This window comes from Micromonospora acroterricola, assembly GCF_003172955.1.
Classification (GTDB): domain Bacteria; phylum Actinomycetota; class Actinomycetes; order Mycobacteriales; family Micromonosporaceae; genus Micromonospora; species Micromonospora acroterricola.
The window spans coordinates 18,503-36,550 of the sequence record NZ_QGKR01000224.1 but is presented as its reverse complement, the minus strand read 5'-3'; the positions used below and the strand labels follow the sequence as shown (position 1 = coordinate 36,550).

The window sequence follows — 18,048 nt, the reverse complement described above, 5'->3', positions numbered from 1 at the left end:
GTCTCCCGGAGCGCCCGGCCCGGCGCCCCGCTCGGCCTGCTCGGGGGCGATCACCTTCTTCGCCGAGGGCGGAGCGCCGGCGGCGACCAGCGGCCAGTTCCCGGCGGGCACCCGGCTGCGGGTGACCAACCTGGACAACAACAAGGTCACCACGGTGACGGTCACCGGTCCGTCGGGCAGTTGCGTGCTGCTCAACAGCGCCGCCATGGAGCAGATCCGGGAGCCGGGCAAGAACCTCGTCCGCCGCAACACGGTCGAGGTGCTGCGCTGACACCGCCGTGAGGAAGGGCCCCTCCGCGCGAAGGGGCCCTTCCTTCGCTCAGCCGAAGGCGGCGTCGAGGATGTCGGCGCCCCGGGTCAGGTGGGCGTCGGAGATCACCAGCGGGGGCAGGAAGCGCAGCACGTTGCCGTACGTGCCGCAGGTCAGGGTGAGCAGGCCGGCGGCGTGGCAGGCGGCCGAGATCGCCGCCGTGGCCACCGGGTCGGGGATGAGCGTGCCCGGCTGCACCAGCTCGACGGCGAGCATCGCGCCCCGCCCGCGTACCTCGGCGATCCGGGGGTCCCGCTCGGCGATGGCCCGCAGCCTGGGCGCCAGCACGGCCTCGATCCGGCGGGCCGCGCCGGCCAGGTCCAGCTCGTGCATGGTCTCGATGGTCGCCAGCGCGGCGGCGCAGGCGATCGGGTTGCCGCCGTACGTGCCGCCCAACCCGCCGACGTGCACCGCGTCCATCAGCTCGGCCCGGCCGGTCACCGCCGCCAGCGGCAGGCCGCCGGCGATGCCCTTGGCCAGGGTGACCAGGTCGGGCTCTACGCCCTCGTGCTGGCAGGCGAACCAGTCGCCGGTGCGGCAGAAGCCGGTCTGGATCTCGTCGGCGACGAACACCACCCCGGCCGCCGTCGCCCAGTCCCGCAGCGCCGGCAGGAAACCCGGCGCGGGCACCACGAAACCACCCTCGCCCTGGATCGGCTCGATCAGCAGCGCGGCCACGTTCTCCGCGCCGACCTGCTTCTCGACCATCTCGACCGCCCGCGCCGCCGCGTCCGCGCCGGAAAGCCCGCCGTCGCGCAGCGGGTACGACATCGGCACCCGGTAGATCTCCCCGGCGAACGGCCCGAACCGGTGCTTGTACGGCATGTTCTTCGCGGTCAACGCCATGGTCAGGTTGGTCCGGCCGTGGTACGCGTGGTCGAAGACCACCACCGCCGGCCGCCCGGTGGCGTGCCGGGCGATCTTGACGGCGTTCTCCACCGCCTCGGCACCCGAGTTGAACAGCGCCGAGCGCTTCTCGAACCCGCCCGGCGTCAGCGCGATGAGCTGCTCGCACACCGCCACGTACGACTCGTACGGCGCGACCATGAAACAGGTGTGGGTGAAGCGCTCGACCTGCGCCCGTACCGCCTCGACCACCTTCGGCGCGGAGTTGCCGACGCTGGTCACCGCGATGCCGGCGGCGAAGTCGATCCACTCCCGGCCGTCGACGTCGGTGATGGTCCCGCCACCGGCGCTGTCCACGTAGGACGTGACGACGCTGCCGACACCCCGGGCAACCGCCGCCCCGCGCCGCTTGTGCAGTTCCTCCGAACTCGGCATGGGTCAGCCCTCGATGTTGTGCATGACGTGCTTGATCCGGGTGTAGTCCTCCAGGCTGTAGACCGAGAGGTCCTTGCCGTGCCCGGAGTGCTTGAACCCGCCGTGCGGCATCTCCGAGACGAACGGGATGTGGGTGTTCACCCAGACGCAGCCGAAGTCCAGCCGGCGGGTCATCCGCATCGCCCGGCCGTGGTCCTTCGTCCAGACCGACGCCGACAGGCCGTAGTCGACGCCGTTGGCCCAGCGCACCGCCTCGTCCTCGTCGGAGAACCGCTGCACGGTGATGACCGGCCCGAACACCTCGTCCTGGATGATCTCGTCGGCCTGGCGCAGCCCGGAGACCACGGTCGGCGCGTAGAAGTAGCCGCGCTCGCCCTGCCGCGACCCGCCGGCCTGGATCGCCGCGTGGTCCGGAAGCCGGTCGACGAAGCCGCTGACCCGGGTGAGCTGGTTGGCGTTGTTCAGCGGGCCGTAGAGCACGTCAGCGTCGTCCGGTGCGCCGGTCTTCGTCGAGCGGGCCTGCTCGGCGAGCGCCGCCACGAAGTCGTCGTGGATGCCGGGGCCGGCCAGCACACGGGTGGCCGCCGTGCAGTCCTGCCCGGCGTTGAAGTAGCCGCCCACCGCGATCGCCTCCGCCGCCGCCGCGACATCCGCGTCGTCGAAGAGCACGACCGGGGCCTTGCCGCCCAGCTCCAGGTGCGTCCGCTTGAGGTCGGGGGCCGCCGCGGCGGCGACCTCCATGCCCGCGCGGGTCGAGCCGGTGATCGACACGAGCTGCGGGGTCGGGTGCGAGACGAGGGTACGACCGGTGTCTCGGTCGCCGCAGACCACGTTGAACACCCCCGGTGGGAAGAACTCCGCGGCGATCTCCGCGAGCAGCAGCGTCGACACCGGCGTCGTGTCCGACGGCTTGAGCACCACCGTGTTGCCGGCGGCGAGCGCCGGGGCGATCTTCCAGACCGCCATCATCAGCGGGTAGTTCCACGGGGTGACCTGGGCGCAGACACCGATCGGCTCACGCCGCACGTACGAGGTGTGCCCGGCCATGTACTCCCCGGCCGACCGCCCCTCCAGCAGCCGAGCGGCGCCGGCGAAGAAGCGGAACTGGTCCACCGCCGGTGGCAGCTCCTCCTCGGCGGTGAGCTGGCGCGGCTTGCCGGTGTTGCGGACCTCCGCGTCGACCAGCTCGGCCGCCCGGGCCTCCACGGCGTCGGCGAGCTTGAGCAGCGCCCTCTGCCGCTCGGCCGGGGTCACCTCCCGCCAGCTCTCGAAAGCGGTGGCCGCGGCGGACATCGCCGCGTCGACGTCGGCGGCGCCGGAGACCGGGGCCTGGGCGAACACCTCGCCGGTGCAGGGGTTGATCAGGTCGGCGTAGCCGCCGTCGGCCGGGTCGACGTAGGAGCCGTTGACGAAGTTGCGCAGCTGCTGCTGGTCACTCATGACTGGATCTCTCCGAGGGGGCCGGGGGTGCGGTTCTGCGGCGGTTATCGCAATCTGTCTGCCATCTTCGCTACTGAATTCGCGGCAGACAAGGGCTCCGGCGACTGTTTCCGTCGGCTGCTCTCTCGTCTACGCTGCTCGGCGTGGAGCCCGCAGCCTTCTTCGTCGCGTCCCGCCCCGCCCACGGCGAGGGCGAGCTGACCGTCCACCACCCGTACGACGGCCGGCCGGTGGGGCGTACCACCCTCGCCACCGCCGACCAGGTCGAGGCCGCCGTCGCCGCCGCGGCCGCAGTGGCCGCGCAGGCCGCGGCCCTGCCCGCGCACGCCCGCGCCGCCGCCCTGGACCACGTGTCCCGGCGGCTCGCCGAACGCGCCAAGGAGGTCGCGGCGCTCATCACCGCCGAGAACGGCAAGCCGGTGAAGTGGGCCCGCGCCGAGGTCGGGCGGGCCGTCTCCACCTTCCGGTGGGCCGCCGAGGAGGCCCGCAGGTTCTCCGGGGAACTGCAACGCCTCGATACCGACCCGGCCGCCAGTGGACGAATCGCGCTGGTGCGGCAAGTGCCCAAGGGGCCGGTGCTGGGCATCGCGCCGTTCAACTTTCCGCTCAACCTGGTCGCCCACAAGGTGGCGCCGGCCATCGCGGTCGGCACGCCCATCATCGTCAAGCCGGCCCCGGCGACGCCGCTGTCCGCGTTGCTGCTGGGCGAGCTGCTGGCCGAGACCGAGTTGCCGGCCGGCATGTTCTCGGTCCTGCCGCTGCCGAACGACCGCGCCGCCGAACTGGTCACCGACCCCCGGCTGCCGGTGGTGTCGTTCACCGGGTCCGGGCCGGTCGGCGCGGCCATCCGCCGCCAGGCGCCCGACAAGCACGTGACGCTGGAGCTGGGCGGCAACGCGGCGGCGGTCATCTGCGCGGACTGGTCTGCGGACGAGGACCTGACCTTCGCCGCCCAGCGGATCGCCACCTTCGCCAACTACCAGGCCGGGCAGTCGTGCATCGCCGTCCAGCGGGTGTACGTCCACCACGCGCTCTTCGCCGACCTCCTGCCCCGGCTGGTGGCGGCGGTGCGCGCGCTGCGCACCGGCGACCCCACCTCGGAGCTGACGGACGTGGGGCCGATGGTGTCCGAGGACGCGGCCCGCCGGGTCGAGACGTGGGTGGCCGAGGCGGTCGCGGCCGGCGCCACCATCGAGGTGGGCGGCGAGCGTGACGGCGCCACCTACCCACCGACGGTGCTCACCGGCGTGCCCGCGAACGCCAAGGTCGTCGCCGAGGAGGTGTTCGGGCCGGTGCTGGTGGTCGCCCCGGTCGCCGACGACCAGGCCGCGTTCACGGCCGTCAACGACTCGGCGTACGGGTTGCAGGCCGGCGTGTTCACCCGGCGCCTGGACGTGGCCTTCTCCGCCGCGCGGTCGCTGGAGGTGGGCGGGGTCATCGTCGGCGACGTGCCGTCCTACCGGGCGGACCAGATGCCGTACGGCGGGGTGAAGGGCAGCGGCGTCGGCCGGGAGGGGCTGCGTAGCGCGATGGACGACTACACCGAGCCGCGGGTGATGGTGCTGACCGGGCTGGCGCTCTAGCCGGCCTGCCAGGTGCCGTCGTCGCGGACGCGGGCGGGCGCACGGCCGAGCAGCAACGTGGTCAGCGCGGCGTCGATGGTGTCGCCGAGGAACCACTCACCGGCCTGGTCGAGCGCGAAGACCCGGCCGCGCTCGTCCACCGCCAGGATGCTGTCCTGCTGCTCGGTGCCCATCGGGAAGAGCCGCACCCCGAGCACGGCGCCGAAGTCGGCGAGCGTGTCGGCGGTGTGCGCGATGGTGTGCGGGCGGATGTCGAAGCGCGAGATCCACACCTGCTCGCCCGGGCCACGCCGGGCGCCGACCAGGCTGGGAAACGCGGTCAGCGCCTCCACGGCGGCGGGAAAGACCTCGTGCCGGTGCGCCCGCCCCGGCACGGCGGTGACGTCCCGCACGGCCGCGGCGGCCATCAGCTGGTCCCCGACGTGCGGTCGCCAACCGGCCGCCACCAGCGCGTTGGCGACCTCCGGCGGAAAGCGGCCCGGGTCGGGGTCGGGCGCGGCCTCCGGGTGCCAGGGCTGGGAGAAGGCCCGCTGCGATATCGGCAGCACGTTGGCGTGCACGAGGAAGTTGACGCACGAGTCGCAGGGGCGGTCGGCGTTGCCGCCCGCCGGGTCGCCCGGCTCACGGACCCGGAAGGTCTCGAACCGGGCGTCCTCCAGCAGCGTCGCCGCCTCGCCCGGACCCATCGGGGCGATGCCCTCGGCGGCCCGGCGGTGGTCGTACTCGTGCAGCACGTCGGAGACGACGATCAGCTCCGCGTGCCCGTCGCCCCCGCGAACCAGCTCGCCGGCCGGCAACCCGTCCAGGTACGCCCGGACGAGCGGATGGTGGCGCAGCGGCACGGCGCCCTTCGCGCCCTGAGCCGTCCAGATCCGGCCTCCCACGGTCAGGTGGGCGACGGTGTCCGGGGTCGGTAGCCGGTGGATCTCCCGCAGCAGCCGGCTCTCCGGCTCGACGGTGCGGGGAGCGGTGGGACCGTCGGGCCGGCTGCGCCGGTACATCTCCGCCACCACCTGGGCCGGCACGCGGGGCCAGGTGGTCACCTCGCCGGTCGCCTTGTCGACCACGGTGGTCGGCAGGTCGCCGGGGACCGCCCGCTCCCGGGTGGACACAGTGGACAGGATGACGTAACCGAGGTCGAACTCGTCGACCGTGGGCGTGCACTCGTAGCCGAGGCGCAGCGAATCCCGGCGGGCCCAGACGGCCGCGAGCTGCTCGGCCTGTTGACGGTCGATCACGCACCGAAACTACCGGACTACACGGATCGGTGGCGGCCGGTATGGTTCGGCCTACCGACGGTGACGGGAGGAACGGCGGTGAGCGAACGCGTGGACCGGGACGCCAATCGCGAGCTACGAGCCCGATTCGACGACGTCTACGGCCAGTACCAGCAGCTCAGGTCCAACTTGGACGATCTACGGACGCGGCTCGCCGAGCTGCGGGTGACCCGGCGGTCCGCCGACGGGCAGGTGAGCGCGACCGTCGGAGCCCGGGGCGAACTCATCGCGGTCGAGCTGGATTCGGCCGTCTACCGGGAGCGGGACGCCGAGGCGCTGAGTCGGAAGGTCACCGAGACGGTGCGCGCGGCCACGGCCGCAGCCACCGAGGCCACCCATGAGCTGGTGGCCGGCAGCATGCCCACCGGCTCCGGATCGGCGGAGTTCCTGCGCAGCGGCGATTACGGCGCGCTGCTCGGCCGCGCCGACGCCGTGCTCCGGCGGCCCGAGGGGTCGGCATGACCGACGGGCAGCTCTGGCTCGATCCGTCCCGCGCTCGACGCGGCGGTGCCGACCTGGCCCTCGCCGGCGAGGCGGTGACGGCCCGCCGCGCGGCGGACGGCGGCGAGATCGAAGCCGCCAGCGGCGCCCGGCCGTGGGGCCGCGACGACATCGGCGCCGCGTTCGAGCGCAACTACCGGGGCATCGAGCAGACCGTGCTGCGGGCCTGGACGGGCGTCGGGCACCGACTCACCGAACTGGGCACCGACGTCATCGGCGCGGTCGACGCGAGCGTGCACACCGACGGCACCAGCGCCGCCCGGCTCGGCCGGGCCGCCGACCAGCGCTGACGGCGATCCGGATGAGCGTGCTGCCCAGCCCGGTTCCGCATCCCCTCGACTACGCACCCTGGGACGTGCCCGGCTGGATCTACGAGGCCCTCGACTGGGCGGTCGGCGTCCAGTGGCCGGAGGGCGACGAGCGGGCCGTCTGGGACGTCGCCGACCGGTGGTACGGGGTTGCCGCCGTGCTCGCCGGCCCGCACACCGACGCCGCCGCGGCCGCCGCCGAGATCCGCAGCGGATACGGCGGTGTCGGAATGGTCGACGCCGCCTTCGAGGCCGCCTGGCGGGGGATCGCCGAGGGCGACGACGCACCACTGCCGGTGCTGCTCGCCGTCACCGCCGACCTGGGTCGGCTGGTCGAGGAGTGCGGCTGCGACATCGAGGGCGCCAAGCTGGAAGTCTGGATCGAGCTGGGCATCCTGGTCATCGAGCTGCTGTCGGTGGCCGTGGCGGCACTGCTCACCGCCGGCGCCGCATCCCCGGCCGCGGGCGCGGCGATCACCGCGACCCGGCTGCTGATCCAACAGATCGCCAAGCGACTGATGGGTCAACTGGCCAGCAAGTCCCTCCGGCACGGGCTCAAGGAGGCCGGCGAGCGGGCGGCCAAGGAGGTCGCGCGGGGCGGCGTACGCGGGCTCGCCACGCGGGCCGCCCGTGGAGGGCTGGAGGAGGCGGGGGAGGAGGCCGGGGTCACCCTCGCCACCCAGGCGTACCAGAACTCCACCGGCCGGGCGCACGGGGTGGACCTCACCGACCTCGGCGCATCGGCGGTCGGCGGGCTGGCCGGTGGGGCCGTCGCACCACTGGCCGGCCTGGGCCGCCACGCGACCGGGCGCACGGCGCGGGTCGGCGAGCACCTGGGCCGGGAGATGACCGGCGAGGTGCTCGCCGAGAGCGCCGCCAGCCTCGCCACCGGCCAGGGCCTGACCTCGGTGGAGGACGCCGTGCGGGCCGCAGCCTCAGGGGCCACCGGCTCGGCGACCGGGCAGGCCGACCGCGCGTTGCACGCCCGCCTCGACGCGCAGGCCGCCGCACTCGGCAGTGCCTCGCTCGCGGGACCCTCGCTTCCACCGGTCGGCGCCTCGCCGGAGGCGTCCGCAGCGGTGGCGCCTCCGGAGGCGGCCTCGTCCGCGGTCGGCTCTCCTGCGGTGGGCCCTTCTGCCGCGGGCTCGTCCACGTTCGGCTCCCCTGCGGTGGGCCCTTCCGCAGCGGGCTCGTCCGGGGTGGCCTCCTCCGCCCTGGCTTCGACCGCCGTGGCTGCGTCTCCGGCGGTTCCGGCGCAGGTGCCGGCGGTGGCCGGGGCGGAGGCCGTCGCGCCGCCCGTGGCGCCGGACCATCCCGCGTCGCCGCGCGGCGAACTGCCGACGCAGTCGGGCCTGAACGTGCCGGACGTGGGTGGGCTGCCCCGATCCACGTCGTCGGACGGGAACGGCCCGTCGCCGCCGGTCGCGACAGATCCGACGCTCTCCCCGGCGACCGCCAATCCCGCGCTCTCCTCGGTCGCCGCGCCGGTGGCCCCCGATCCGGCCAGCGGACCCGCAGCCGGCGCCGTCCCGGCCAGCCCGCATGCCACCACCCCGACTGCGGTCACCCCGACCGTCACCGGTGTGGCGCCGCCGGTCCCGCCCATCACCCCAGCTGCGGTGGCCCCGAGCGTCACCGGTGTGGCGCCGCCGGTCGCGCCCGGCCCGGTGGCGGTCGCCCCGAGCGTCACCGGTGTGGCGCCGCCGGTTGCGCCTGGCCCGGTGGCGGTCGCCCCGACGGTGACCGGTCCGCCGCCGGTCGCACACACCGCCCCGGCGGCCGGCGCGCCGTCCAGCACCGTCGGCACGCCCGGGACGTCGGTGTCCGGCGCCTGGGGCGGCACGGCCCTCGGCTCCGCCGTTGGTCGGTCCGCCGTGCCATCGCGCTTCCGGACGCGGGAGGCGCTCCCGCCCGTCCGCGTACCCGCCCATCCGGCGCGCGGCCGCGCACCGATCCCCGCCGACGTGGCGGCCTCCGACGACCCGTCGCTGCCCGCACCGGAGAGCAGCGACTGGTACGCGGCCCGGTGGGCCGCCGAGGCCGACGCCGTCGAGCGGCGCCGCTACCAGGGCTACTACGAGTCCCAGCGGACCTGGTTCGAGAACAACCGCCGGCAGGCCGAGGCCAGCCGGCTGCGCGACCTGGCCGCCGAGCACGACCGTCGGGCCGCCGAGTACGCCAGCTACGCCCGACAGTTGCGCCAAGCCGGGCACGCGAGCTGGGCCGACGGCTGGCAGCGGACCGCGTACGACGAGATGCGCGCGTACGCCGAATGTCATGACCTGGCCGACGCGGTGCTGGCCGGCACCACGGCGCCCCGTGTCGTGGACATCGGCGACACCCACTTCCGGCAGGCCAACGAGGACGTGGGCGCACTCGCCCTCGGCGCGGTGGAGACCGTCGACCGGTCGGTGCTCACCGGCGACGACGTGCCCCCGCCGATCGACGACTCCCGGCCGTACGGGCGGCCCGGTGGGCTCCGACCGCCACTCGCCCTGCACCAGGTCGATGTCGAACGGCAGATGCCCCGCGCGCCGGACGGCACCGTCACCCGCACCGCCGACCCCCGCCGGGGCGGCTGGTTCCGCCTGCTGAACGACGGTGGTCCCCGGGCCGACGCCACCCGGGGCATCAACTGCCTGGACTGCACCCTGTCGTTGTTCGAGACTTGGGTGCACGGGCGACCCCGGGTGTCCGCGCCCCGCACCTTCGACGGCTACCTCGACGGTGACACCCGACGGCCGATCCGGGGCGAGGCAGGCGGTCCAGGCCGGGTCGAGGACGTGACCGGCGGACGCTTCCAGCAGCTCCTCGCCCCGCCCGCAGGCGAACAGCCACACCCAACGGAGGCCCGGCGGGGGTACGCCAACCTGCACGACCAACTGCTGCTGGGCGGCCACGGCAGCTACGCGTTCCTGATCACCGAGTGGGCGCACGGCGGCTCGCACGCCTGGGTCGCGCTCAACCAGAACGGCACGGTGCTCTACGTCGACCCCCAGACCGGCCTCGTCCGGGACCGGCCGCTGTACCCCGACGTAATCGGTATCGACGCGCTGGTGCTGGGCGGGGACGGCCGACCGATGCCGCTCGGCGGGCTGCCCCGGGGCCGGTTCAGCGAACGCCCCGACCTGCCGGACCACCCGCCGGCACGCGACGACGGCGGCCACGGCGACCCGTACATCAACCGGATGCACCTGCTGTTGGACGGTCCGGGTTCCGCGACCTCGTCCTCGTCTCGGGACGCCGAGCCGGCCGGTGCGCCGTTCGAACGAGCGGCGAAACCAACGCGCGCACCCGGTCCTGGCCCGAATGAGCCGACGGCAGGTGACTCGGCTCAGGCGTTCCTGCGGGCGGGCAGTTTGGACGAGGTCTTCGCGGCCGGGGTCAGCCCCACCGAGTTCGCGGCTGCAGTTGACCCGCCGACACTTCGCCGGCTGCTGCCGGAGCTGGACGAGGAGGCAGCTCGGGATCTAGCGCGCCTGTTTGCCGACGTCCGTGTCCGCGGCATGCTGGACAGCGCATGGCGGCAGCCGCCGCCGACCGAGCCGAGACTGGCCGAATCCCTGGTCCGGCACCTAGCGCGGCAACCGGACCTGGTGCGCATCATGCTCACCACCCCGGAGCTGGCGAACGCACTGACCGCCCGATCACTGACCCTGTACCACCTGGCAAGTCACCAACAGGCCATCGACATCCTCCGCGAGGTGTTGATTGAAATCGCGGAACGCGGTGCCGACTCCGTCATTGCGAAGGGTAAGCCAACCGCCCGGCCCACCCTCCTGACTCCGCGGCAGGCTCACGTGAGTAGCGAGTTGGCTGCCCGCCGGCAGCCAGACATTCAACCCGGCTTTGACCGGTCCTGCTTGGGTGACGACGCGTACCGATCCGCCTACCTGCGGCAGCTGTATGTCGAAGCCGAGACAGCTCAACGCGAGTTGAACAGCCTTGTCATACGGCTGGCTGGTGAGCGAGCCCAGCCGGGCTGGCGGGCCAGCCCGAAGGATCATCAACGGGTCCTCGACAAGCTCGTCGAGTACGGCGGCGACGCTTCCCGTCTGAGGGACCTCGCCGCTGCGAAGCTCGAGTTCCAGACGATCGACGACCTCTATCTGACGTTGAGTGAGCTGGCGCAGGATCCCGACGTCGTGGTCCTGGATATCAAGGACCGATTCCTACGTCCGTTGAGTAGTGGGTACCGCGATGTGCTGCTGCGGCTGCGCATGTCGAACGGGCACGTTGCCGAACTTCGCCTTCACCTCGCCGTACTCGACGATGTAGCAAAGTGGGAACATGTTCTCTACGAGGTCCGGCGCGATGTCGACGCACTGGCCGAGGTGAATGGTCGGCCCCTGACGGCAGTTGAGCGCGCGCTGCGAATTGGACTCTTGAGAAGAGAACAGGCAGCCTTCTGGCGAGCTCTTGGCTACGACGAGGAGACCTTGGACGATGGGTGACACGGGGGGTCTGGTGCCTCCGGCGTTCTTCAGTTACTACGACGCACCAGTCAAGCTGGTCGAGACGGCGGATGGTGGTCTGGCTGCCTGGCGTCTCTCGAGGGACACCGGGGGCTGGGCACCGGCGAACGAGCTCATCGACACGTTGCTGTTCGTCGGCGGCGATGAAATTGATCAGTTGACGAGGGACGAGTTCATTCAGCAGACCGAGTACGAGCGCGGTTACTGCCTCCGCGGTGAAGGGCCGATCCACGCCCTTTACGAGACGGTACGGGCAATCAACGAGGCACAGGCCCGAGAGCGGCGGTACCCGACGCCGGAGGAGGTCGCCCTGGTGACCGGCATCCGACGGCGCACCTTTGTGCTGTTCGAGGAGCAGCTCCGCGAGGCTGGTGATCCGGCCGCGGATCCCGAACTGGCGGCGAGCTAGGTGGATGTGAGGCCGGCCCCATCTGATCGGTCGGCCGTGCGACCGCCAACCCGGATCGGGACCGCTCGATCGACTCCGCAACGTCCAGCGGGGGACGCCGTCGCGGCGGCGGAATAGCATCGGGGGATGGCAGATCCCAAGACGGAGACCGGCAAGTCCAATGCCTGGGCGTGGCCGGTCGGCATCCTGCTCGGTCTGGCGATCGGCATCCCCTCGTTCGGTTCGACGGGCGGGGTCGCCTTCGGTGTGGCCATTGGCATCGCCTTCGCGATCGCCTTTGGCGCGATCAAGAAACCCGCCGAGAAGAACGCTGTCAGTGACCCGGATGGCGGTGCCGGCACCACCGACAGTGGCCCGACCCGGACCGAACCGGAGGACGCCGCCACCGGGGACGCCGCCGGCGGCTCGCGCCAAGGGTGATCGACTCGGGATCAGGGAAAGTGCGGCATCCGGGACGGCGGGAGAGCCCGACTTCGCCGATGTCGACTGGATCATCGGACGTGACGACGCCGGGCAGTGTGGCGGCTGCGGTGGCCGTACAGGAGGAGTTGCGGCCGCTGGTCGACCTGGTCGGGCCGGGACCTTCCGCGCCTGCGACGGTTGCCGGCCTGGACGTCGCGTACGCGAAGAGCGGCGACCTTCTCGCGGCGGCCGTGACCGTGCTGGACGCTCGAACGTTGGCCGTGGTGGACTCCGCGGTCTGCGTGGGCCGGCCCGCGTTCGGGTACGTCCCGGGGCTGTTCGCCTTCCGTGAACTGCCCGCGCTGCTCGCGGCACTGGACCGGCTGACCACCCGCCCGGCCCTGTTGGTGTGCGACGGGCACGGGTTGGCCCACCCGCGCCGGTTCGGGCTCGCCTGTCATCTCGGGGTGGTGACCGGACTGCCGGCGATCGGGGTGGGGAAGACGCCACTGGTCGGCGAGTGGGTTCCGCCGGCCGCCGAGCGGGGCGCCTGGTCCCCGCTGCGCGACGGAAACGACGTTGTCGGCCGGGTGCTGCGGACCCAGGCCGGGGTGAAGCCGGTCTTCGTCAGCGTCGGGCACCGGATGAGCCTGGACAACGCCACGGCGCAGGTGCTCGCGCTGACCCCGCGCTACCGGCTGCCGGAGACCACCCGGACCGCCGACCGCCTCTGCCGGGACGCCCTCACGCAGGCCAGCTGACCACGCGGCCCGTTGAGCACGCGGCCCGTTGAGCACGAGGCCCGCTGAACGCGCGACCCAGGCTCAACACCCGGGCCCGCTCAACGCGAGGACCCCGCTCAACACCCGGGCCCGCTGAACACCCGGGCGCTCGGCAACGAGGTAAGCCGCAGGTCGGCGGGCTGGGTCGAAACCGTAACGCCGCACACATGCGGGCCGCTCTATGACAGGGGGTGCAGGTGGTCCGGTAGTAGCCTGACCCGCGGACCCCACCCGGGGAGAACGGTGAGGTGATCATGACGGTACGTCGGCGCGCGGCGCGACTCGCGACGGTCTGCGGTCTGCTGGGCGGGCTGGTGATGCTCGGTGCGTCGCCGGCGCTGGCCGACGACGACTCGGTCCGGGTGGGTGCCGCCAGCAGCTTCGCCGCCGGCGGTTCCGCGCAGGGGGTGAACGTCGCGGTGCGCAAGCGCTCCGACGGGTGTGTCCTGCTGCGTACCGCGCTGGGCCTGCGTCTCGCGGGTCTCGAGCCGGCCCAGGTGACGGTGCAGGTCAACGCGGGCGGGCGCTGGTTCCCGGTGCCCGTCTCGGGCGGTGGCGGCAGCGTGGCCACCGGGCGTACCTCGCCGGCGAAGCCGACCCTGTGCAAGGGCAAGGGCATGACCGTCCGGTACCGGGTGGCGTTCGCCGCCGGTGCGCCGGCCGGTCGGCTCGCGGTGACCGGTGTGGCCGTGAGCGCCCTCGGCCAGGAGTTGGGCCGGGGTGCCGACGCCTCGAAGGTGACTGGCGGCCGGGCCTCGGCGTCGCCCACCCCGACGCCGTCGAAGAAGCCGTCGCCCACCCCGAGCGTGACCGACGTCGCGCCGGTTAGCGAGGTGGACCAGGCCGCGGTGGGCGGCGTGTCCGGCGCTCCCGACACCACGGCGACCGCGGCCGAGTCGTCCGGTGGCGGCTCGCCGGTGATGTTCTTCGGCATCGCGATGGTGGCGGTCGGGCTGCTGCTCATCGTGCTGCTGTTCCGCCGTTCGCGCCAGGACCGGAAGCCGGCCGACGAGTTGTCCGGGCCGCTGCCGGGCAACCCCGGTGGCACCACCTACCGCTCCGGCGGTGGGTCGCCGCCCGCGCCCGGTCACCCCGGCCCGGTGTACGGGCAGCAGCAGCCGTCCGCCGGCTACGGCGCGGTGCCAGCTCCCCGGCCCGCGACCGGTGGCGTCTACGGGGCGCCCCCGGCCGCGCCCAGCCCGGCGCCGGATGCCACCCAGCCCATGCCGGGCAAGCCAGGGGACCGGCCGCGGCCTGACGACCCGCCCGCCGACGGTGGCGACCACACCGTGTTCATGCCTCGGCTCCCTGGCTGAGCGGGGCCCGACCCCGACCCTCCGATACGCTCAGGCTCGGTGGAACCTGCGGCCCGAGGAGCGGAACCTGTGTCTGATCTGTCCCAGATCGTGAAGGCGTACGACGTCCGAGGGACGGTGCCGGACCAGTGGGACGAACGGGTCGCCGAGGCTCTCGGAGCGGCGTTCACCCAGCTGCTCAACGCCACCGACGAGCCGGGGGACTCCGTCGTCGTCGGGTACGACATGCGGGCCACCTCGCCCGGGCTGGCCGCGGCGTTCGCCACCGGTGTGCGCGCTGAGGGACGTTCGGTGATCGAGATCGGGCTGGCCTCCACCGATCTGCTCTACTTCGCCTCCGGTTCGCTCGACCTGCCCGGTGCGATGTTCACCGCCAGCCACAACCCCGCGCAGTACAACGGCATCAAGATGTGCCGCTCCGGTGCCCGGCCGATCGGCCAGGCCAGCGGTCTGGCGGAGATCCGTGAGCGGGCCCAGGCCCTGCTGGACTCGGGCGAGGCCCGCCCGGCCGGCGACCCGGTCCGGCCGGCCGAGCGGCGCGACCTGCTCCCCGACTACGCCGCCTACCTGCGCAAACTGGTCGACCTCTCCGGCATTCGGCCGCTGAAGGTCGTGGTCGACGCCGGCAACGGGATGGGCGGCTTCACCGTTCCCACCGTGCTGGGTGACGCGGCCCTGTCGGCGCTGCCGCTGGAGATCGTGCCGCTCTACTTCGAGTTGGACGGCACCTTCCCCAACCACGAGGCCAACCCTCTGGACCCGGCGAACCTGGTCGACCTCCAGCGCGCCGTCGTCGAGCACGGCGCCGAGATCGGGCTGGCGTTCGACGGCGACGCCGACCGGTGTTTCGTGGTGGACGAGCGCGGTGAGCCGGTGTCGCCGTCGGCGATCACCGCCCTGGTCGCCGCGCGTGAGCTGGCCAAGCACCCGGGTTCCACGGTGATCCACGGCCTGATCACCTCCAGCGCGGTTCCGGAGATCATCCGCGAGCACGGCGGGGAGCCGGTGGTCGCCCGGGTCGGGCACTCCTTCATCAAGGCGGAGATGGCCCGGACCAACGCCGTCTTCGGTGGCGAGCACTCCGCGCACTACTACTTCCGGGACTTCTGGTTCGCCGACACCGGCATGCTCGCCGCGATGCACACGCTGGCGGCGCTCGGCGAGCAGTCGCTGCCGCTGTCCGTGCTGGCCGGCGAGTACGAGCGCTACGTCGCCTCCGGTGAGATCAACTCGACGGTGGTCGACCAGGCGGCGGCGATCGCCGAGGTGCGGGCCGCGTACCCCGAGGCGGTGGCCGACGAGATGGACGGGCTCACCCTGCGTTTCCCCGACGGCGCCTGGTTCAACCTGCGAGCGTCCAACACCGAGCCGCTGCTGCGGCTCAACGTCGAGGCGCCCACCCGCGAGCGGATGGTCTCGCTCCGGGACGAGGTGCTGGGCCGGGTTCGCCGATAAGATCGCCTGCGCCGGTCGGCACCGCCGCCGGTGAAGCCGCACACGTGGAAGGAGCCGTGCCATGGCCCTGGATCCGCAGTTGCTCGAGATCCTCGCCTGTCCGGACACGCACCACGCCCCGCTCACCTACGACGCCGAGGCGCAGACGTTGACCTGCACGGAGTGCGGCCGGATCTTCGAGGTCCGCGACGACGTGCCGGTGCTGCTCCTCGACGAGGCGCGTGGCGGCCCCGGGCAGCAGTCATGATCGACGGTACGGCCGGCGTCAGCGGGCGTCGTGACGCCGACGAGGCTCTGCTCGACAGCCCCGAGGCGCTGGCGGAGCACGACCCGGGCGGCATGCTCCGGCACACCGCCTCGGCCGGCGCGCAGGTCCGCGAGTCGGCCGCGCTGGCCGCGGAGGCGAACCTGGCGGTGCTCGCCGACGACGGGCGGCCCCGCGCCGTGGTGATCGCCGGCATCGGCACCGCCGGGCGTACCGGCGACGTGCTGGCCACGGTCGCCGGGCCGCGCTGCCCGGTTCCGGTCATCGCGCACCGCAGCGCCGGCGTACCCGGGTGGGTGGGCGCGGCCGACGTGGTCATCGCGGTGAGCGCGTCCGGTCGTAGCCCCGAGGCGCTCGGCGCCGCCGAGGCGGCGCACCGCCGTGGCGCCCGGCTTGTCGCGGTGGGCGCCCCCGACTCGCAGTTGCAGTCGGTCGCCGAGCGGGCCCGGGCGCCGTTCATCCCGGTGCCTCGGCGCGCCCCGGCCCGGGCCAGCCTCTGGGCGCTCACCGTGCCGGTCCTGCTCGCCGCCCGGTCCCTCGGCCTGGTGAAGGTCAACGAGGCGGACCTGGCGGAGACCGCGGCCCGGCTCGACGCGGACGCCGACCGCTGCCGGCCCGCCGCGGAGTCCTTCGTCAACCCGGCGAAGTCGCTGGCCCTGGGCCTGGCCGGTTCGGTCCCGATCGTCTGGGGCTCGTCCCCGCTGGCCACCGTGGCGGCCCGCCGCTTCGGCGACACCCTGTCGGCCAACGCCCGCTACCCGGTGGTCACCGGGGCGCTCGGCGAGGCCGGCCGGGGCCGGGTCGGGCTGCTGGACGGTGTCTTCGGTGGCCTGGCCGAGGGGGAGCGTGACATCTTCGCCGACCCGTCGGAGGACGACGGTGAGGGCACCCGGTTGCGGTTGGTGCTGTTGCGCGACGGCGGGCTCAACGCCGAGGACGACACGGACGAGCCGCTGGCGGTCGAGGAGCGTCGCGCGGACGCGGTGCAGACCCTCGCCGAGCGCCGTGGTGTGCGCTGTGACGTGGTGACCGCGGAGGGCGGGTCGGCGCTGGAGCGACTGGCCTCGCTGATCGCCGTACCGGACTTCGCCTCGATCTACCTTGCCCTGGCCCACGGGCTGGACCCGATGGCGGTACCGGCCATCACCGAGATGAAGGAGCTGTCGAACCAGTGAACGAGCGTAGGGGGCGGCGCGTCCCGGGCGGCGTCGTGCGGCACAACGGAGTGGTGGCGTGAGCGCGAACGGCGGTACCAAGGCGATCGTCGCGGCTCTGCTGGCCAACATCGGCATCGCCGTCACCAAGTTCATCGCGTTCCTGCTCTCCGGTTCGTCGTCGATGCTGGCCGAGTCGATCCACTCGGTCGCCGACTCCGGCAACCAGGGCCTGTTGCTGCTTGGCGGCAAGCGCGCCAAGCGGGAGGCGACCCCGGAGCACCCGTTCGGGTACGGCCGGGAGCGCTACATCTACGCGTTCATCGTGTCGATCGTGCTGTTCAGCGTCGGTGGACTGTTCGCCCTGTACGAGGCGTACCACAAGTGGGGTCACGAGGAGGGCATCAAGTCCTGGCACTGGTTGCCGGTGGTCGTGCTGGTGGCGGCGATCATCATGGAGTCGTACTCCTTCCGGACCGCCATCAAGGAGTCCAACCACGTCCGAGGCAACCAGTCCTGGGTGCACTTCATCCGCCGGGCCAAGGCGCCGGAGCTGCCGGTGGTGCTGCTGGAGGACTTCGGCGCGCTGGTCGGTCTGGTGTTCGCGCTGTTCGGCGTGGGCATGACGCTGATCACCGGCAACGGCCGGTGGGACGCCGCCGGCACCGCCATGATCGGCATCCTGCTGGTGACCATCGCCATCGTGCTGGCCATCGAGACCAAGAGCCTGCTGCTCGGTGAGGGCGCCGAGGCCACCGAGCTGGCCGCCATCGAGCGCGCGATCACCGACGGCCCCGAGGTGGAGCGGATCATCCACATGAAGACGCTCTACCTGGGGCCCGAGGAGCTGATGGTGGCCGCGAAGATCGGGGTGCCCGCCTGCGAGACCGCTCAGGACCTCGCCCGGGGCATCAACGCCGTGGAGGCGCGGATCCGTGCTGCGGTGCCGGTCGCCCGGGTGATCTACCTGGAGCCGGACATCTTCAGCGTTGCCGCCGCCGAGGCCGGCACCGGTGCCGCCGCCGACACCGCCGTACCGCAGACCCAGAACGCGTCGGGCGATGCGGCCGGGCGGCCCGGAGGCTGACCG

At 73.1% G+C, this 18,048-nt stretch carries 15 protein-coding genes and 1 pseudogene; 13 read left to right on the top strand and 3 right to left on the bottom strand.

Features of this window, described 5'->3' with window-relative positions; translation table 11 throughout:
- Nucleotides 1-271 (top strand): annotated as a pseudogene (locus tag DKT68_RS19245) (septal ring lytic transglycosylase RlpA family protein); the annotation flags it as partial.
- A gap of 48 nt (nt 272-319) precedes the next feature.
- On the opposite strand, the gene gabT reads toward DKT68_RS19245, so the two are convergent.
- Together gabT and DKT68_RS19235 are read right to left on the bottom strand one after the other, a co-directional pair.
- Nucleotides 320-1,591: a 4-aminobutyrate--2-oxoglutarate transaminase gene (gene gabT / locus DKT68_RS19240; RefSeq protein WP_109818800.1), complete on the bottom strand. Its 1,272-nt coding sequence runs from the start codon at nt 1,589-1,591 to the stop codon at nt 320-322.
- 3 nt (nt 1,592-1,594) lie between these two features.
- A complete protein-coding gene (locus DKT68_RS19235; protein ID WP_109818799.1) occupies nt 1,595-3,031 on the bottom strand; it encodes a gamma-aminobutyraldehyde dehydrogenase in 1,437 nt (478 codons plus the stop codon).
- Between the two features lie 143 nt (nt 3,032-3,174).
- Between DKT68_RS19235 and DKT68_RS19230 the strand changes: the two genes are divergently transcribed.
- Entirely contained in the window at nt 3,175-4,614 is a 1,440-nt protein-coding gene (locus tag DKT68_RS19230; protein WP_109818798.1) for an aldehyde dehydrogenase family protein, read from the top strand.
- On the opposite strand, the gene DKT68_RS19225 is transcribed toward DKT68_RS19230, so the two are convergent.
- A complete protein-coding gene (locus DKT68_RS19225; protein WP_109818797.1) occupies nt 4,611-5,852 on the bottom strand; it encodes an SUKH-3 domain-containing protein in 1,242 nt (413 codons plus the stop codon). The two genes, DKT68_RS19230 and DKT68_RS19225, sit on opposite strands and share 4 nt — an antisense overlap.
- Nucleotides 5,853-5,930: 78 nt before the next feature.
- On the opposite strand from DKT68_RS19225, the gene DKT68_RS19220 reads away from it, so the two are divergent.
- The 11 genes from DKT68_RS19220 (at nt 5,931) to DKT68_RS19170 (ending at nt 18,045) form a co-directional block, all read left to right on the top strand.
- Nucleotides 5,931-6,353 carry a YbaB/EbfC family nucleoid-associated protein gene (locus tag DKT68_RS19220; RefSeq protein ID WP_109818796.1) on the top strand — a complete coding sequence of 141 codons (423 nt, stop codon included), beginning with the start codon at nt 5,931-5,933 and terminating at the stop codon, nt 6,351-6,353.
- Nucleotides 6,350-6,682, top strand: a complete 333-nt coding sequence (locus DKT68_RS19215) for a hypothetical protein (RefSeq protein WP_109818795.1) — start codon at nt 6,350-6,352, stop codon at nt 6,680-6,682. The genes DKT68_RS19220 and DKT68_RS19215 overlap by 4 nt, the downstream gene beginning before the upstream one ends.
- Before the next feature lie 11 nt (nt 6,683-6,693).
- On the top strand, nt 6,694-11,154 hold the full coding sequence (locus DKT68_RS19210; RefSeq protein WP_109818794.1) for a toxin glutamine deamidase domain-containing protein: 4,461 nt from the start codon (nt 6,694-6,696) through the stop codon (nt 11,152-11,154).
- Nucleotides 11,147-11,584: a hypothetical protein gene (locus DKT68_RS19205; RefSeq protein WP_109818793.1), complete on the top strand. Its 438-nt coding sequence runs from the start codon at nt 11,147-11,149 to the stop codon at nt 11,582-11,584. The genes DKT68_RS19210 and DKT68_RS19205 overlap by 8 nt, the downstream gene beginning before the upstream one ends.
- Before the next feature lie 126 nt (nt 11,585-11,710).
- On the top strand, nt 11,711-12,004 hold the full coding sequence (locus DKT68_RS19200) for a hypothetical protein (RefSeq protein ID WP_109818792.1): 294 nt from the start codon (nt 11,711-11,713) through the stop codon (nt 12,002-12,004).
- Between the two features lie 59 nt (nt 12,005-12,063).
- Nucleotides 12,064-12,747 (top strand): deoxyribonuclease V, encoded by a 684-nt coding sequence (nfi, locus tag DKT68_RS19195; protein ID WP_109818791.1) that lies wholly within the window; start codon nt 12,064-12,066, stop codon nt 12,745-12,747.
- A 275-nt stretch (nt 12,748-13,022) separates the two neighbouring features.
- Nucleotides 13,023-14,084 carry a hypothetical protein gene (locus DKT68_RS19190; RefSeq protein WP_109818802.1) on the top strand — a complete coding sequence of 354 codons (1,062 nt, stop codon included), beginning with the start codon at nt 13,023-13,025 and terminating at the stop codon, nt 14,082-14,084.
- 69 nt (nt 14,085-14,153) lie between these two features.
- Nucleotides 14,154-15,539 (top strand): phosphomannomutase/phosphoglucomutase, encoded by a 1,386-nt coding sequence (locus DKT68_RS19185; protein ID WP_109818790.1) that lies wholly within the window; start codon nt 14,154-14,156, stop codon nt 15,537-15,539.
- Between the two features lie 61 nt (nt 15,540-15,600).
- Nucleotides 15,601-15,786: a Trm112 family protein gene (locus DKT68_RS19180; RefSeq protein ID WP_007455824.1), complete on the top strand. Its 186-nt coding sequence runs from the start codon at nt 15,601-15,603 to the stop codon at nt 15,784-15,786.
- On the top strand, nt 15,783-16,979 hold the full coding sequence (locus tag DKT68_RS19175; protein WP_109818789.1) for an SIS domain-containing protein: 1,197 nt from the start codon (nt 15,783-15,785) through the stop codon (nt 16,977-16,979). Before DKT68_RS19180 ends, DKT68_RS19175 begins: the two co-directional genes overlap by 4 nt.
- Nucleotides 16,980-17,037: 58 nt before the next feature.
- Nucleotides 17,038-18,045 carry a cation diffusion facilitator family transporter gene (locus DKT68_RS19170; protein WP_109818788.1) on the top strand — a complete coding sequence of 336 codons (1,008 nt, stop codon included), beginning with the start codon at nt 17,038-17,040 and terminating at the stop codon, nt 18,043-18,045.
- The last annotated feature ends 3 nt before the right edge of the window (nt 18,046-18,048 follow it).

Excerpts from the sequence above, each read along its gene's own strand:
- gabT (WP_109818800.1), bottom strand. The coding sequence starts at position 1,591 with ATGCCGAGTTCGGAGGAACTGCACAAGCGGCGCGGGGCGGCGGTTGCC.
- DKT68_RS19235 (WP_109818799.1), bottom strand. The coding sequence starts at position 3,031 with ATGAGTGACCAGCAGCAGCTGCGCAACTTCGTCAACGGCTCCTACGTC.
- DKT68_RS19215 (WP_109818795.1), top strand. The coding sequence starts at position 6,350 with ATGACCGACGGGCAGCTCTGGCTCGATCCGTCCCGCGCTCGACGCGGC.
- DKT68_RS19210 (WP_109818794.1), top strand. The coding sequence starts at position 6,694 with ATGAGCGTGCTGCCCAGCCCGGTTCCGCATCCCCTCGACTACGCACCC.
- DKT68_RS19205 (WP_109818793.1), top strand. The coding sequence starts at position 11,147 with ATGGGTGACACGGGGGGTCTGGTGCCTCCGGCGTTCTTCAGTTACTAC.
- DKT68_RS19200 (WP_109818792.1), top strand. The coding sequence starts at position 11,711 with ATGGCAGATCCCAAGACGGAGACCGGCAAGTCCAATGCCTGGGCGTGG.
- nfi (WP_109818791.1), top strand. The coding sequence starts at position 12,064 with ATGTCGACTGGATCATCGGACGTGACGACGCCGGGCAGTGTGGCGGCT.
- DKT68_RS19190 (WP_109818802.1), top strand. The coding sequence starts at position 13,023 with ATGACGGTACGTCGGCGCGCGGCGCGACTCGCGACGGTCTGCGGTCTG.
- DKT68_RS19180 (WP_007455824.1), top strand. The coding sequence starts at position 15,601 with ATGGCCCTGGATCCGCAGTTGCTCGAGATCCTCGCCTGTCCGGACACG.
- DKT68_RS19175 (WP_109818789.1), top strand. The coding sequence starts at position 15,783 with ATGATCGACGGTACGGCCGGCGTCAGCGGGCGTCGTGACGCCGACGAG.